The sequence below is a fragment of the Paenibacillus sp. FSL M7-1414 genome (assembly GCF_038003195.1).
Lineage (GTDB): Bacteria > Bacillota > Bacilli > Paenibacillales > Paenibacillaceae > Paenibacillus > Paenibacillus amylolyticus.
This window is the reverse complement of sequence record NZ_JBBOOS010000001.1, coordinates 6,040,363-6,057,837: the sequence shown is the minus strand read 5'-3', so window position 1 is coordinate 6,057,837 and position 17,475 is coordinate 6,040,363. Positions and strand designations below refer to the sequence as shown.

Below are 17,475 nucleotides of genomic sequence, written 5' to 3'. Positions count from 1 at the left end.
TTTATGAACCAAATTTAACAATATAATGACTATATTTAACAAAAATTTCACTATACATTCTTGTAAATTTTGATATAATTCAACCTAGGTCTTATTCCCTATTATTCTAATAAATGGAATTGTAGGGTTTTTTATACCCATCCAAGCTGTGTGCGAGAGACCAGTATACTGGCTTACCAACAAGCCGGCATGTGGGGACCAACAATTGTGGAAAATGACAGCCTAGAATATGTTGCTCCATGACGTCAGAAGGTTTAGAAAGGAAGGTTCAGAAAGATGGAGCCAACCTTATCCCAATTCCGATGGAGGATGAAGCGAGTGAGCATTTTTGAAAAGCTGGAATCCAACGTAAGATCTTACTGCAGAAGCTTTCCGGTGGTATTCGACCGGGCCAAGGGAGACCTTTTATATTCTGAGGACGGAAGAGCATATATTGATTTCTTTGCAGGTGCCGGGGCACTCAATTACGGCCATAACAACGATTATATTAAAGACCGGGTTCTCGATTACTTGACCTCCGACCGGATTATGCACGGTCTGGATATGTATACAATGGCCAAGCGTGAATTCATCCAGAGCTTCTCCGAGCGGATCCTGGAGCCGAAGAAGCTGAATTACAAGCTTCAATTCTGCGGTCCAACAGGGACGAATGCGGTGGAAGCGGCCCTGAAGCTCGCACGCAAGGCGAAGAAGAGAAGTGGAATATTCGCATTCATGGGTGGCTTCCACGGCATGTCGCTCGGCAGTCTGTCGGCGACAAGCTCCAAGTCCATGAGAGAAGGGGCGGGGCTTCCTCTGGACGGAGTTACGTTCATGCCGCACCCGAGCGGGGCTTTCGCAGAAATGGATACGCTCGGTTATATCGAGAATATCCTGACTGATTCGCACTCCGGAATCGACAAGCCGGCCGCGATTCTGCTTGAAACGGTACAAGCCGAAGGCGGAATTCACGTTGTCGACGCGCAGTGGCTACGTGAGCTGCAGCAGATTTGCCGCAGGCACGATATTCTGCTCATTACAGACGAGATTCAAGTAGGATGCGGCCGGACAGGCGAATTCTTCTCCTTCGAACGTGCGGGGATCGAGCCGGATCTCATTACCCTGTCGAAGTCGATCAGCGGGTACGGCCTGCCAATGTCCCTCCTGCTGCTGAAGCCCGAACTGGATATCTGGACGCCGGGCGAGCACAACGGCACCTTCCGCGGCAACCAGCTGGCTTTTGTGGCCGCGAAGGCTGCTCTTGAGTTCCGGGACAGAACCGAACTGGAAGCTCAGGTGAAGCAGAAGGAAGAGTATGTGCGCTCGTTCCTTGATCAAGAAATCAAGCCTCTGCATCCGTCCATCGCCATCCGCGGACTCGGCCTGATCTGGGGCATTGACGTCTCGGGGTTCATGGATGAAGCCGGGGCGAAGCGGGTGACGGATATCAGCTTCGAGAACGGGCTCATCATTGAAAGAGCCGGCAGAGGAGACTGTGTACTGAAGATCATGCCTCCGCTGACCGTCTCGATGGAGCATCTGGCCGCCGGCTGTGACATTATCAAGTCCAGTATGCAGCGGGTGATCTCTCAGGAGACCAAGGATTTGTTAGTAACGACCTAAGCTTGGCCAAGCCGATGGCCGCCCCCGGCAAGAGGCATGAAAGTGCCTTCCGGAGGGTGTGCGGACTTGATGTTAAGGTAGCGCTTTCACCTAAGTGGAAGGCTTTCTCCTTATGCTCCTGCGGTAACGTCAATCAGCATGGAATTCTCCGCAATCCAAGGGCAGTCCCGTTCGTGCCATACGGAGCAATCCTTGAGTCTCATGCAGTGCCCTCGTTAAATTTAATCGTCAAAAAAAGCTCACTACCCCGCAGCCGAATCTTTACTTATCCACACCAGGGCTGTGGGGGAATGATCAAATCGTACATAGAGTGTATCAATACCCCTTAAACATAGGCTTCGTCAAAGGCAGCTCGGGTGCCAAATCAGGAGGTACGGTCGACTTCCTGCTGGTCGGCCGGAACCCTGCGGCAAGCCTTACATCGACAGGAGGAACATTCCTTGTCGTCTATCCCCAAATCCAATTCCGAAACCCATGTTAAACCAAATCCCGTCTTCGGGTGGCTCGTCCGCGACAATCATATTGAAGCAGAGGAGTCCGAAGCAGCCGCATCTCTTGCGTAGAACGATGTTTGTTGTCCTTTACGCATGGGAGCCGAGCGGTACAGCTGCTAGGCAGAGGATTGCCGCATGCGATCAACCGGGCAATCGAAGCGTGATGTTGCGCAAGCCATTGATATTGTTGTTAGATGTTTGAAAAAGAGAGGAGCGAGGCTGGAGCGTTGCTTCAGCATATGCTCCGCCGGATTGCTTTTACCGATGAAGAGAGGGGAACGATCCAGATGGCTTTTGAAAAAGAAACGTTGTTTTGGAACGAAAAATTCGGTAGTGACGATTATACCTTGACGCGGTTGCCTTACAGCAAAGCTCCAAACTCCCTGGTGCCCAATGTTAAAACCGTTGGCGGTTCGCTTTCGGAGGAAGCGGCGCAGCGCGTCCTTCAAATGAGCAAGGGTGCTCCGCTGGCTGCTTTTATGATTTTGCTCGCAGGTGTTCAGGCACTCTTGTATAAATATACAGGTGCTTCAGACATTCTGGTCGGCATGCCGGTTGTGCCGAAAAAGGGGGAGACGCGTCGATCCATTAATCATACGGTCATTTTGAAAAACTCGCTTTCGGTGGGGGCAACTTTTAAAACGCTTCTGAGCGAACTGAGGACTTCCTTGCCGGAAGCCATTCAGCATCAACATATTCCGTTCTTGAAAATGACGGAGAAGCTGGATCTGCAATATGCAGAAGGGATACCCTTCGTCCATACGCTAGTATCCCTTAAGGAGTTGCATCTGGACGAAATTGGGCAAAACGTGGTCACGGACTGTTCCTTTGAATTCAGTTTAGCCGGCGGGACGATACAGCTAGCGCTGTCATATAACGAGCACTTATATGACTCCGAGTTCATGAATCGGGTCGTCGGCCATCTGAATCGCCTACTGTCCGTGGGGCTTCATGAGTTGGAGCTGGACATCGTGCGAGCGGACATGCTGTCGGAGGACGAAAAATTTCAATTAATACAAAGCTTCAACGATACCGAGAAGGACTATCCTCGTGATCGGACGATTCATCAGCTTGTGGAGGAGCAAGCGAAGCGTGTGCCCCATGCGACGGCGGTTGTCTTTGAGGGGCAGCGGCTTTCATACGCAGAGTTGAACGAACGGGCAAACCAGCTGGCGCGTACGCTACGATCGGTCGGTGTGCTGCCCAATCAGTTGGTAGGCTTGATGGTTAGGAGATCGCTGGAGACGGTCATTGGCATTCTGGCGGTTCTGAAAGCTGGCGGTGCCTACGTGCCGATCGACCCGGAGTACCCGGAAGAACGTATCCGCTACATTCTGGAGAACTCGAACGCGCAGTTGCTATTGACTCAAAGAGAGCTGTTACAGCAAGTCCCGTTCGAAGGGACCGTATTGGCGCTAGATGACAAGCAGGCCTATAGCGATGATGGCTCGAACCTGGAGGCGGCCAGTGGTCCACACGATATTGCTTATGTCATTTATACGTCAGGTACAACGGGTAAACCCAAAGGGGTCATGCTGGAGCATCGTGGTTTGGTCAGCTTGAAGCTGATGTTCGCAGATAGGCTGGGCATCACGGAACATGACCGGATCGTTCAATTTGCGAGCTTATCCTTCGACGCATCCTGCTGGGAAGTTTTCAAAGCACTCTATTTTGGCGCGGCTTTGTACATCCCGACGGCCGAGACAATTCTCGACACTCGTCTGTTCGAGAGTTATATGAACGAGCATGCGATTACGGCGGCGATTCTGCCCCCGACGTACAGCGCTCATTTGAACCCGGACCGTCTTCCCAGCTTAACAAAGCTTGTAACGGGAGGTTCGGCGGTATCGGCCGAATTCGTGCAGCAGTGGAAAGCGAAGGTTCACTATTTCAATGCTTACGGCCCTACCGAAGCTTCGATTGTTACGACGCTTTGGGATGCGGATGAGCAGCAGCCGGAGCGCAGAGTCATTCCGATTGGGCGCCCGCTGTCTAATCATCAGATTTTTATTTTGGATGCCCACCTGCAACTTGTGCCTCCGGGAGTGGACGGAGAGCTGTGCGTGGCAGGCGTGGGGCTTGCGAGAGGTTACCTGAACCAACCGGAGCTGACGGCAGAGAAGTTCGTGGAACATCCGTTTGCGCCGGGAGAACGCCTTTATCGGACAGGAGATCTCGCCCGCTGGCTGCCGGACGGTAATATGGAGTACTTGGGCCGGATCGACCATCAGGTGAAAATCCGTGGATTCCGAATCGAGGTCGGTGAGATTGAAGAGCAGCTTCTGAAGATCGACTCGGTGCAGGAGACGATTGTGATTGCGCGGGAAGGCAAAAGTGGGCAAGAACTGTGCGCTTACCTGGTCGCTAGTCTCCCTCTTACGCTCGGCGAGCTGAGAAGCGCGCTGGCGCAAAAATTGCCGAATTACATGATTCCGGCGCATTTTGTTCAGCTTCCGCGGATGCCGCTCACGCCGAACGACAAAATCGACCGCAAGGCTTTGCCTGCCCCAGAAGGAAACGCACTGACCGGTGGCGAGTACGTAGCTCCACGCAATGAAGCCGAGCGGACGCTTGCCGATGTGTGGCAGGCGGTATTGAACGCCGATCGCGTTGGGGTAACGGATCATTTCTTCGAGCTGGGCGGAGACTCGATCAAGTCCATTCAAGTATCTTCGCGGCTTCATCAAGCCGGGTACAAGCTGGAAATCCGGGATTTGTTCAAATATCCGACGATCTCACAGCTTAGCCTGCATGTGATACCGATCGGACGTACCATCGATCAAGGCGAAATTACGGGTGAAACGGCGCTGACGCCGATTCAGCATTGGTTTTTCGAGAGCTCCTTTGCGGACCCGCATCATTTCAACCAGTCGGTGATGCTGTACCGGAAGGAACGCTTCGACGAAGAGATGATACGTCAGGTGCTGCAAAAGCTGGCAGAGCATCATGACGCCTTACGGATGGTGTTCCGCAAAACGGAACAAGGGTTTAGCGCACGGAACCGCGCGATTCAGGAAGACGAGATGTTCACGCTGGACGTGTTCGACTTCAAAGATGCGGAGAATCCCACGCAGACTGTGGGAGCGAAGGCAACGGACATTCAAGCGGGCATCGATCTGGAGAACGGGCCCCTCATGAAGGCGGGACTGTTCCAGTGCGCGGACGGTGATCATTTGCTGCTCGGGGTTCATCATGCTGTGGTAGATGGCGTGTCTTGGCGCATTTTAATGGAGGATTTCGCTCTAGGTTACGAGCAGACTGGCAAAAGCGAAGAAATTCGTTTCCCGGCGAAAACAGATGCGTACCGCACTTGGTCCGAGCAGTTGGCTGCTTACGCGCAAAGCCCGGAGATGGAGAAGGAACGGGCCTATTGGCAGACCGTGGATCAAATGGAGGTTCCGGCCGTGCCGAAGGATATGGAGGCGGACGTTACGACGCAGCAGGACAACGAATCGCTGTTTGTCCGTTTGGCTCCCGAAGAAACGGAGCTGCTACTGAAGCGGGTTCACCGTGCCTTCAACACCGAAATGAATGATATTTTGGTAACGGCGCTCGGCATAGCCTTACGCAAATGGACGGGGCACGAACGGGTGCGGATCAATCTCGAAGGACACGGACGTGAATCGATCGGAACGGATATCGATATCACGCGTACAGTCGGCTGGTTTACGACCAAGTTTCCGGTCGTCCTAGAGCCGGAAACTGACCGGGATTTGACCTATCAGATTAAACAGGTCAAGGAAAACTTGCGCCGCATTCCGAACAAGGGGCTTGGGTACGGCATATGCCGCTATCTTTCGAAATCGGAGGAAGGCTTGGTTTGGGGCGCAGAGCCGGAAATTAATTTTAACTACCTCGGCCAGTTCGACGATGATGTCAACCAGGGCGAGATCGGCATATCTTCTTATTCCAGTGGCAGCCCGGCTAGCGACCGGCAGGCCCGCAGCTTTGTGCTGGATATCAACGGTATGGTGCTGGACGGTGCTTTATCGCTCGATCTCAGCTACAGCCGGAAGCAGTATCGGAAGGAAACGATGGAAGCCTTCGCTCAGCGGCTTGAGCAAAGTCTCCGAGAGCTCATTACCCACTGCGCAGGCAAAGAGAACACCGAAATGACGCCAAGCGACGTGCAATTTAAAGGCTTGACCATCACAGAATTGGAGCAAATCGCCCAGCGCTCGAGTCATCTCGGGGAAATCGAAAATATTTACTCGCTGACGCCGATGCAAAAGGGTATGTGGTTCCACAGCGCGCTTGACCGGCAAACGGCAGCTTACTTTGAGCAGACGCGGTTTACGATGCGGGGAGCGCTTGACGTCCAGCTTTTTGAGAGGAGCTGGATGGAGCTTGCAAAACGTCATCTGGTGCTGCGGGCGAATTTTGTGAATGGACCAGCGGGCGAGCCGTTGCAAATCATATACCGCGATAAGCCAGTCGGCTTTGAATATGAAGAGCTGCTTCATTTGCAGGTACATGAGAAACAAGCTTACTTGGATGAAAAGGCCGAGGAGGACAAGCTTCGTGGCTTCGACATGGAACATGATGCGCTCGTTCGGTTTACGATTCTGCGCACTGAAGAGCAAAGTTATCACGTTCTGTGGAGTTTCCAGCATATTTTAATGGACGGCTGGTGCCTGACTCAGCTGACGCAGGAGTTGTTTGAGATATACTCGGCCCTGACCTCTGGGAAGCAGCCAGCGGGAGGTAAAGGATCGGATTATGGCGATTATATCGAATGGTTGGAGAAACAGGACGATCAGGCGGCATCCGGCTATTGGACGGCGTTCCTGGCAGGCTACGAAGGGCAAACCGTACTTCCGGGGCAAAAGGAACCAGCGCCGAGCGGCAGATTTACAGCTGATCACGTCACCGCCGAACTAGGCAAGGACTTGAGCAAACGGATGGACCGGGTGGCGAAACAGCACCTGGTTACAGTCAATACGCTGCTGCAAGCCGTTTGGGGCGTGATGCTGCAAAAATATAACGGAACAAACGATGCCGTATTCGGCAGTGTCGTTGCCGGAAGACCGGCGGAAATCCCGGGTATTGAGTCTATGATCGGGCTGTTCATCAATACGGTGCCGGTCCGCGTCAATAGCGAAGTGGACACCGTGTTCGCCGACCTGATGGCGAAGCTCCAAGAGCGGGCGCTGGATTCCGGGCGTTATGATTACTATCCGCTGTATGAAATTCAAGCTCGTAGCGTGCAAAAGCAGAATCTGATCAACCATATCATCGCTTTCGAGAACTATCCGGTGGACGAGCAGATGGAGCAGGCGGGGGACCAGCAGCACGGCGGCCTGACAATTGCTGACGTTCAGATGGAGGAGCAGACGAACTATAACTTCAACGTGACTGTGATGCCGGGAGCCGAGATCGAAATTCGATTCGACTTTAACGCCGAAGTGTTCGATAAAGACAGTATCGAGCGGCTCAAGGGGCATCTCGTGCATCTGCTGGAGCAGGTAACGGATAACCCAGAAATTACTGTGGGCGAGCTGGAACTTGTGACGGAGGCAGAAAAGGCCGACCTTCTCGGACGTTTTAACGACACCACGACGGAATTTCCGCGCGGGCAGACGCTCATTCAATTGTTCGAAGAGCAGGCGGAGTACATCCCGGATGCAGCCGCCATCTCCATGAATGAGCAAGAGATGACTTACCGGGAGCTGAACGAACGTGTCAACCGCCTTGCCCGTACCTTGCGTAGCCACGGGATATCCCAAGGACGTCTGGTCGCCATTATGGCTGAGCGTTCCATCGAAATGGTTATAGGTATACTGGCAGCACACAAAGCCGGAGCCGCTTACGTACCGATTGACCCGGAATATCCAGAGGAGCGTATCCGTTTCTTGATAGAGGATTCAGGAGCGCAGGTCATGCTGACACAAAGCCGCTTGCGCGAGCGACTGGCGGGTTTGGACTCGTTGATCTTACTGGATGAAGAGTCCTTCTATCACGAGGACGGAACAAACCTAAATCCAGGGATTGAAGCGACAGATCTGGCCTGCGTGATCTATACGTCAGGCACGACGGGCAAGCCGAAAGGAAACCTTGTTTCGCACCGCAACATCGTGCGCGTTGTGCAAAATACAAATTATATCGACATCACCAATCGCGATCATGTCCTCCAGCTTTCGAGCTATTCGTTCGACGGAGCGATTTTCGATATTTTTGGTGCTTTGACCAACGGGGCGCGGCTGGTGCTGGTTCCCCGCGAGACGTTGCTGGAAATTGGTCTACTGGCGGATCTCATCCAGCGCCAGCGCATATCGGTCATGTTTATTACGACGGCTTTCTTCAACGTGCTTGTAGATGTGAATGTCCATTGTTTCCGGGATGTCCGGGCGATTTTGTTTGGAGGAGAGCGTGTCTCGGTTGGTCATGTACGTAAAGCACTCGCCCATCTTGGAGCGGGTAGGCTCAACCATGTATACGGACCGACGGAAAGCACGATATTTACCACGTACCTTCCGGTCGACTTCGTTGATGAGTCGGCGCTTACCGTTCCTATCGGACGACCAATCAGCAATACGACGGTGTATATCGTCGACAGCCGGAATAAGCTGCTACCGATCGGCGTGGTCGGGGAGCTATGTGTCGGCGGAGAAGGTTTGGTACGGGGCTACAATAACCGGCCGGAACTGACGGCGGAGAAATTTGTGCACAATCCTTTTACGTCAGGAGAGCGCATGTACCGGACGGGGGATTTGGCGAAATGGCTACCGGACGGCACGATTGAATATGTGGGACGAACGGACGACCAAGTGAAAATCCGTGGCTTCCGCATAGAGCTGGGCGAGATCGAAACTCAGCTTCAGAAAGTGGAGGGAATTCGAAAAACGACAGTATTTGCGCGGGAAAACGTGTCCGGCGAAAAGCAGCTTTGCGCCTATTATGAAGCGGACTGTGAGCTTCCGGCGGCCGAACTGAAGAGCGTGCTGTCTCAGGAACTGCCGGCCTATATGATCCCGACGTACCTGATCCAGTTGGAGCGTCTCCCGCTGACGACGAATGGCAAGGTTGACCGCCGCTCCCTCCCGGCACCTGAGGAGAGCTTGCAGCCAGGCGAAGGACATACTCCGCCTAGGACTCCGCTCGAAGCCAGTTTGGCTGAAATATGGAAAAGTGTGCTTGGATTGGAGCACATCGGGGTTCATGATAACTTCTTTGACTTGGGCGGCCATTCCCTGCGGGCAACGACACTGGTGAGCAAGGTGCATCAGGAGTTGAACGTCGAGTTGCCTCTGCGTGACGTATTCCGCTACTCGACGATCGAACAGATGGCTCTCGCCCTCTCCCGGATCGAAGAACATTTGTTCTCGTCGATTCCGCTGGTAGGCGCAAGAGCGTATTATCCACTTTCCTCAGCTCAGAAGCGGCTGTTTATCCTGAATCAGCTGGAAGGAGCCGAGCAGAGCTATAACATGCCGGGTGTGCTGCTGCTTGAAGGATCAATTGACCATAGCCTGCTGGAGAAAGCTTTCCGCGGACTGATCCAACGTCATGAAACGTTGCGAACCGGATTTGAGGTCGTACAAGGCGAAGCGGTACAGCGTATTTACGAGAGCGTTGATTTTTCCGTCGTGTGTCGACATGCGAACGAGGAAGAAGCGTCTGCAGTCGTGCAGGCTTTTATCCGACCTTTCGACTTGGCGAAGCCACCGTTGCTGCGTGCCGAGCTCGTAGAGCTGGCAGCCGATCGTTATTTACTGATGTTTGACATGCACCATATCATCTCCGACGGGGTTTCGATGGACGTGTTCGTTGAGGAACTCGTTCGTCTGTATGGCGGTGAGTCATTAGAGCCTTTGCACATTCAGTACAAGGACTATGCGGTATGGCAGCAATCGGACGAGCAAAAAATTCAATTGAAACGCGAGGAAGCTTACTGGCTGGACCGTTACCGGGGCGAGCTGCCGGTTCTGGAAATGCCAACGGACTATCCGCGTCCTGCTGTACAGAGCTATGAGGGACATACGCTGACGTCCTTCGTGGACGAGGCAACGAACGAAGGCTTGAAACAGCTGGCCGCTCAAAAAGGAACGACGCTATATATGGTGTTGCTTGCCGCATATACCGTGCTTTTGCATAAATACACAGGTCAGGACGATTTGATCGTCGGAACGTCGATTGCGGGCAGAACGCACGGCGACACGCAGCCTTTGATCGGAATGTTCGTCAACACGCTGGCGATCCGCAATTATCCGGCTTCGGAGAAGACCTTCCTGTCGTATTTGGAAGAAGTGAAAGAAACGACTTTAGGCGCTTACGAGCATCAGAATTATCCGTTCGAAGAACTCGTCGATAAAGTGCAGGTTAGCCGGGATTTGAGCCGCAACCCGCTGTTTGACACGATGTTCTCCCTGCAAAACCTGGAGGAGTCAGAGTTTGAGCTGGAAGGGCTGAAATTGTCCCCGTACCCTAGCGAATATGGTATGGCCAAGTTCGACCTGAGTGTGGATGTCACGGAAGAAAATGGCGGACTGGAGTGCAACTTTGAATTCGCAACGGCTCTTTATAAAGAAAGCACGATCCGGCGGCTGTCGATTCATTTTGGACATTTGCTTGCGGCGATTGTAAGCCATCCGAATGCAAAGATCGCTGAGCTGGACTTGCTGACGGCAGATGAAAAAGAGAAGATTCTCGGCGCGTTTCACCCGATGCAATCGGAAGTGGCTCCTTTGGCCGCGTTCCACCGACTGTTCGAGGAACAGGCGGAACGCACACCGGAAGCGGAAGCCGTTGTCTACGAGAACGTTCGGCTGACGTATGCGGAGCTGAACTTACGGGCGAACGGCTTAGCGGCCACGCTGCGCGCAAGTGGAATCGGCCGGGAGGAGATTGTTGGCATTCTCGCCGAGCGCTCGGTGGACCTGCTGGTGGCCGTGCTGGCCGTCTGGAAAACAGGCGGGGCATATGTACCGCTTGACCCGGATTATCCGGCGGACCGCGTGCGGTTCATGCTGGAAGACAGCGGAGCGAAGGTGCTGCTGACACAAACGCTGCTGAGAGAGCGTGCTGAAGCCTGGCTCAGCGAAGAGGAACTGGCACTTGCAAAGGTGTTGTACCTCGACGACGAAACGTCATACAGCGAAGACCGGGAGAATGCACCGCTTGCCTCCAGCATGGTTTCCGGTAAAGTCTCCGGTGAGCTGACGGGTGCTGTGAACAGCGATGATCCGAGTCATCTGAAGGTTGCTGGCTTGGACAGCTTCCATGAAGCTCGTCCTGAGGACCTAGCGTACGTGATCTACACGTCGGGGACAACAGGCAAGCCTAAGGGTGTAATGATTGAGCACCGCAGCTTGGTGAACACGGCAGCGGGCTACCGGCGGGAATACCGGTTGGATCAGTTCCCAGTCCGGCTACTGCAACTTGCCAGCTTCTCGTTTGACGTGTTCGTGGGTGATATCGCACGCACGTTGTATAACGGAGGCACCATGGTGATTGTACCGAAGGATGATCGGATTGATCCGTCTCGCCTGCACCACTGGATAGAGCGGGAGCAAGTGACGATCTTTGAATCAACACCAGCACTGATCGTACCGTTTATGGAATACGTGCACGAGCAAGGGCTGGAGTTGAATGGGATGGAGCTGCTCATCACAAGTTCGGACAGCTGCAGTGTGGCGGATTACCAGACCTTGCAGGAGCGCTTTGGCTCATCGTTCCGCATTATTAACGCCTACGGCGTGACGGAAGCGGCAATTGACTCCAGTTTCTATGACGAAGAATTGAAGGAGCTGCCGCAGACAGGCCATGTGCCGATTGGCAAAGCGTGGTTGAATGCGAAGTTCTACATCGTGGATGCACAACTGAACCCAGTACCGGTCGGGGTGTTGGGCGAGCTGGTCATCGGCGGCGTTGGTGTAGCACGTGGGTATTTGAACCGACCAGAACTGACGGAAGAGAAGTTTGTAGACAGTCCCTTCACCGCTGGTGAGCGGCTGTACCGCACAGGAGACTTGGCGCGGTGGATGGAGGACGGCAACGTGGACTTCATCGGCCGAATCGACAACCAGGCGAAAATCCGGGGCTACCGGATCGAGACGGGTGAGATCGAGTCGCAGTTGCTGCGGGTGGAAGGTGTGCGCGAAGCGGTGGTGCTGGTTCGAAGTGATGCGAACGGTCAGAAGGCGCTGTGTGCGTATTACACGCCGGATACCGGTGCGAAGCTGTTGGTGAACGATCTGCGCAGTGCCCTGGCACAGGAGCTGCCGGGTTACATGATCCCGTCGTACTTCGTGGAGATGGAGCGTCTACCTTTGACACCGAACGGAAAGATAGACCGGAAGGTGCTGCCAGCGCCGGAAGGGGAAGCGGAAAGCGGAACGGAGTACGTCGCACCGCGCAATGAGCTGGAAACGAAGCTGGCGGCGATTTGGCAGGAGGTGCTGGGGCTTGCGAAGGAGATTGGTGTTCACGACAACTTCTTCGACATCGGTGGCCACTCCTTGCGCGCGACAACGTTGGTCAGCAAGATTCATAAAGAGTTGAACGTGGATCTGCCACTGCGCGACGTGTTCCGCCATTCCACGATCGAGAGCATGGCTACCGCCATTTCTCGGCTGGATCAGCAGATATTTGTTTCCATTCCGGTGACGGATGGCCGAGAGGTGTACCCGCAATCTTTTGCTCAAAAACGTCTCTTTATTCTGAATCAGCTGGAAGTTGCGGAGCTTAGCTACAACATGCCGGAAGCGATGCTGCTGGAGGGTGCTTTGGACCGGGCAAGGTTCGAAGAAACGTTCCGTAAGCTCGTGGCGCGGCATGAAATGTTGCGCACCGGGTTTGAAATGGTGGATGGAGAAGCATCACAGCGGGTTTACCAGAACGTGAATTTTGCGGTGGAGTTCTATCGAGCGGATGAGCAAGAGGTCGAAGCGGTGGTACACGGTTTCGTCCGTCCGTTTGACTTGGCTAAGCCACCGCTGTTGAGGGTAGGCCTTGTTGAGCTGGCTCCGGAACGCCATATTCTGATGTACGACATGCATCATATTATTTCTGACGGCGTTTCAATGGAAATCTTTGTTGAAGAATTCGTACGTTTGTATGGTGGAGAGCAATTGGAGCCGCTACGCATTCAGTACAAAGACTACACCGTTTGGCAGCATTCGCAGGAGCAGCAGGAACGGCTTCAGCATCAGGGGGCGTATTGGCTGGACATGTTCCAGGGCGAGCTTCCAGTGCTGGAAATGCCGACCGACTATCCACGTCCGGCTGTACAGAGCTACGAAGGTCAAACGCTGGAGTTTTCCTTCGACGCTTCAAAAACCAGCGGCCTGAAACAGCTTGCTTCGGAAACGGGCACGACGCTGTTTATGGTGCTGCTTGCGGCGTATAACGTGCTTTTGCATAAATATTCAGGTCAGGAAGACGTAATTGTTGGTACGCCGATTGCCGGAAGGAATCATGGAGATGTACAGCCGTTGATCGGGATTTTCCTAAACACGCTGGCGATTCGCAGTTATCCGTCTTCGGAGAAAACATTCCTGTCATATCTGAACGAAGTCAAAGAAACAACTCTGCGTGCTTTTGAGCATCAAAACTATCCGTTCGAACAATTGGTGGACAAGGTGCAAGTCACCCGTGACTTAAGCCGTAATCCGCTGTTCGACACGATGTTTACGATGCAGAATACGGAGAACGAGCAATTTGAGCTGGAAGGGCTTCGCCTGATTCCTTATCCGAGCGTACTGGATACTGCGAAGTTTGATATCAGCTTGGATGTGGGCGAGGAGAACGGCGGCTTGGATTACAGCTTTGAATATGCGACAGCTCTTTACAAAAGGGAGACGATTGAACGGCTGGCAAAACATTACGAGCAGTTGCTCCTGACAATTGTAAACCGTCCAGATGCGAAGATTGCCGAGCTGAACTTGCTGACAGCAGAGGAAAAAGAACAAGTTCTCAATGCGTTTAATCCAGCGCAGCTAGAAGCGGCTCCTGCGGCTACGTTCCACCGTCTGTTTGAGAAACAGGCAGAGTGTACGCCGGAAGCGGAGGCCGTTGTGTATGAAAATAACCGCCTAACGTATGTGGAGCTGAACGAGCGAGCGAACCGCTTAGCGGTCACGTTGCGTGCAAATGGCATCGGCCGGGAGTCAATCGTTGGCATTCTCGCCGAGCGTTCGGTGGACTTGCTGGTGGCCGTGCTGGCCGTCTGGAAAGCCGGCGGGGCGTATGTACCCCTCGACCCGGATTATCCGGCGGACCGCGTGCGGTTTATGCTCGAAGACAGCGGAGCGAAGGTACTGCTGACACAAACGCCGCTGCGAGAACGTGCCGAGGCCTGGCTCCGCGAAGAGGAGCTGGCGCTGATGTCGGTGCTGTACCTCGACGACGAAGTGTCGTACAGCGAAGATCGGGCAAATGCTCCGATGTGCTTTGATCAAGGCTCCAACATGGCTTCTAGTCGGGTCTCTGGCAAACTAACGGGGGCTGTGAACGGTGCGGATCGGAACCATCTGGATGTTGTGGATGATGTTGATGTTGATGTTGTTGGCATGGACAGCTTCCATGAAGCCCGCCCAGAGGATCTGGCGTACGTGATCTACACATCGGGAACGACGGGCAAGCCAAAAGGTGTGATGATCGAGCACCGCAGCCTGGTGAACACGGCGGCGGGTTACGGGCGGGAATACCGATTAGATCAGTTCCCGGTGCGGTTGCTGCAGCTCGCCAGCTTCTCGTTTGACGTGTTCGTGGGCGACATTGCCCGGACGCTGTACAACGGAGGCACGATGGTGATTGTGCCGAAGGACGACCGGATCGATCCTTCTCGTCTGCACTACTGGATAGTGCGGGAGCGAGTGACGATCTTCGAATCAACACCAGCACTGATTGTACCGTTTATGGAATACGTGCACGAGCAAGGGCTGGAGTTGAGCGGGATGGAGCTGTTGATTACGAGCTCGGATAGTTGCAGTGTGGCGGATTACCGAACCTTGCAGGAACGCTTCAGCTCGTCGTTCCGCATCATTAACGCTTACGGTGTGACGGAAGCGGCGATCGACTCCAGTTTCTATGACGAACCGCTGATGAAGCTGCCGCATACAGGCCATGTGCCGATCGGCAAAGCGTGGTTGAATGCGAAATTTCACATCGTGGACGCACATCTGAATCCCGTACCAGTCGGCGTGCTGGGCGAATTGGTTATCGGCGGCGTCGGCGTGGCGCGTGGGTACTTGAACCGACCGGAGCTGACGGAAGAGAAGTTCGTAGACAGTCCGTTCGCTGTGGGCGAGCGGTTGTATCGCACGGGAGATTTGGCGCGGTGGATGGAAGACGGCAACGTGGACTTCATCGGGCGGATCGATAACCAGGCAAAAATCCGGGGCTACCGGATCGAGACGGGTGAGATCGAGTCGCAGCTGTTGCGGGTGGAAGGTGTGCGCGAAGCGGTGGTGCTGGTTCGAAGTGATGCGAATGGGCAGAAGGTGCTGTGTGCGTATTACACGCCTGATACCGGTGCGAAGCTGTTGGTGAACGATCTGCGCAGTGCACTGGCACAGGAGCTGCCGGGTTACATGATCCCGTCGTACTTTGTGGGGTTGGAGCGCCTGCCTCTGACACCGAACGGGAAAATAGACCGGAGGGCGCTGCCAGCGCCGGAAGGGGAAGCGGGAAGTGGAACGGAGTATGTCGCACCGCGCAATGAGCTGGAAATGAAGCTGGCGGTGATTTGGCAGGAGGTGCTGGGGCTTACGAAGCAGATTGGCGTTTACGACAACTTCTTCGACATTGGCGGGCACTCCCTGCGAGCGACGTCACTGGCAGGCAAGGTATTTAAGGAACTAAACGTCAACCTCCCGCTGCGCGACGTATTCCGTCACTCAACGATTGCGGCGATGGCCGAGGCGATCACCCGGATGGAACGGCGGGAGCATGAGGCCATTCCTCAAGCGGAAGAGAGAGAGTACTACCCTCTGTCCTCCGCGCAAAAACGGCTGTTCATTCAGCACACGCTGGATGGAGCAGATCAGCTTTACAACATGCCGGAACTGGTGCAGGTGGAAGGTGAGTTTGATTTAGACCGGTTGGAAGCCGCCTTGCGGAAATTGATAACACGGCATGAATCGCTGCGCACCGGTTTTGAAATGGTGAAGGGCGAAGTGGTTCAGCGGATATACCCACAGTTCGATTTTGCTATCGAGCATCATCAAGCTGATACAGAGGATTCAGATCAAATCGAGCAGATCGTCCGCAACTTCGTTCGTCCGTTTGATCTCGGCCAACCGCCGCTGCTGCGCGCCGGGGTCATCGAGCTGGAGCCGCACCTGCGTATTCTCCTTTTCGATATGCACCATATCGTGTCCGACGGTGTATCGATGGCGATTGTGATGGAGGAGTTCTCGAGTTTCTACGCCGGAGAACAGCTGCCACCCCTGCGCATTCATTACAAGGATTATGCCGTTTGGCAGCAGTCGAAGGCCCACCGAGAGCGAATCGGGCGGCAGGAAGCGTACTGGCTGCAAACCTTCGAAGGCGAGCTGCCCACGGCGGACCTGCCGATGGACTACGAACGGTCTGCCGTTCGTAGCTACGAAGGCGCGCATGTGGAGTTCGATGTCGAAGCTTCTCTCTCTGCGCGGCTGCGTGAATTGGCGGCCGAGTGTGAAAGCACACTGTTCATGGTGCTGCTTGCGGCCTATACTGTGTTGCTGTCCAAGTACAGCGGTCAGGAGGACTTGATCGTGGGCACCCCGGTGGCTGGAAGAACTAACGCCGATTTGGAGCGGGTCATCGGCATGTTTGTTAATACGCTGGCGCTCCGCAATCGTCCGTCTGGCGACAAAACGTTCTTGTCCTACCTGGAAGAAGTGAAGGAAACGGCTTTGGGTGCTTTTGAGAACCAGGATTATCCATTCGAGGATCTCGTGGAGCGTTTGAATGTGAAACGGGAGCCGGGCCGCTTCCCATTGTTCGATGCCGTTTTCGACTTGCAAAATATCGAAGAACGAGACGCCGAACTGGAAGGGGTCAGCCTGAAGAATTACGAGCTTGACCATTTGGAGGAAGCGAAGTTTGATCTGACGCTGTTTATGTATGAAAACGAAGGGGCGTTGAGCGGGGGCTTCTTCTACGCCACCAAGCTGTTTAAAGAAACGATGATCCGCACCTTGACTGAGGATTACCTGCGGGTACTGTCTCAAATTGTGGAAAATCCACAACTTGAGCTAAGCCGGATTGAATGTCATAAACCGGCGGCAGGCGCAAAGAGTGCCGTCGATACGATCGAATTCGCGTTCTAATAATACAAGCGCGCTCCACCGTCAACCGAAAGTGGTGCGCATCCAAGAAAAACGGCGAACAACTTGCAAGTCCGTAAATCAACCCGTAAACGCGCAGGTCGAAAGCAAGCCTTTTCAGACCT

The 17,475-nt window shown here is 54.0% G+C and carries 3 protein-coding genes; all 3 read left to right on the top strand.

Features of this window, described 5'->3' with window-relative positions; genetic code table 11:
* Positions 1–318 precede the first annotated feature (318 nt).
* Positions 319–1,602, top strand: a complete 1,284-nt coding sequence (gene ectB / locus MHH92_RS26465) for a diaminobutyrate--2-oxoglutarate transaminase (RefSeq protein ID WP_101314560.1) — start codon at positions 319–321, stop codon at positions 1,600–1,602.
* A 440-nt stretch (positions 1,603–2,042) separates the two neighbouring features.
* Positions 2,043–2,165, top strand: coding sequence for a hypothetical protein (locus MHH92_RS26460; RefSeq protein WP_301291299.1), 123 nt, complete (start codon positions 2,043–2,045; stop codon positions 2,163–2,165).
* A 125-nt stretch (positions 2,166–2,290) separates the two neighbouring features.
* Positions 2,291–17,353, top strand: a complete 15,063-nt coding sequence (locus tag MHH92_RS26455) for an amino acid adenylation domain-containing protein (protein WP_340907163.1) — start codon at positions 2,291–2,293, stop codon at positions 17,351–17,353.
* The last annotated feature ends 122 nt before the right edge of the window (positions 17,354–17,475 follow it).

Coding starts and splice junctions, on each gene's coding strand:
- MHH92_RS26455 (WP_340907163.1), top strand. CDS start 2,291: ATGTTTGAAAAAGAGAGGAGCGAGGCTGGAGCGTTGCTTCAGCATATG.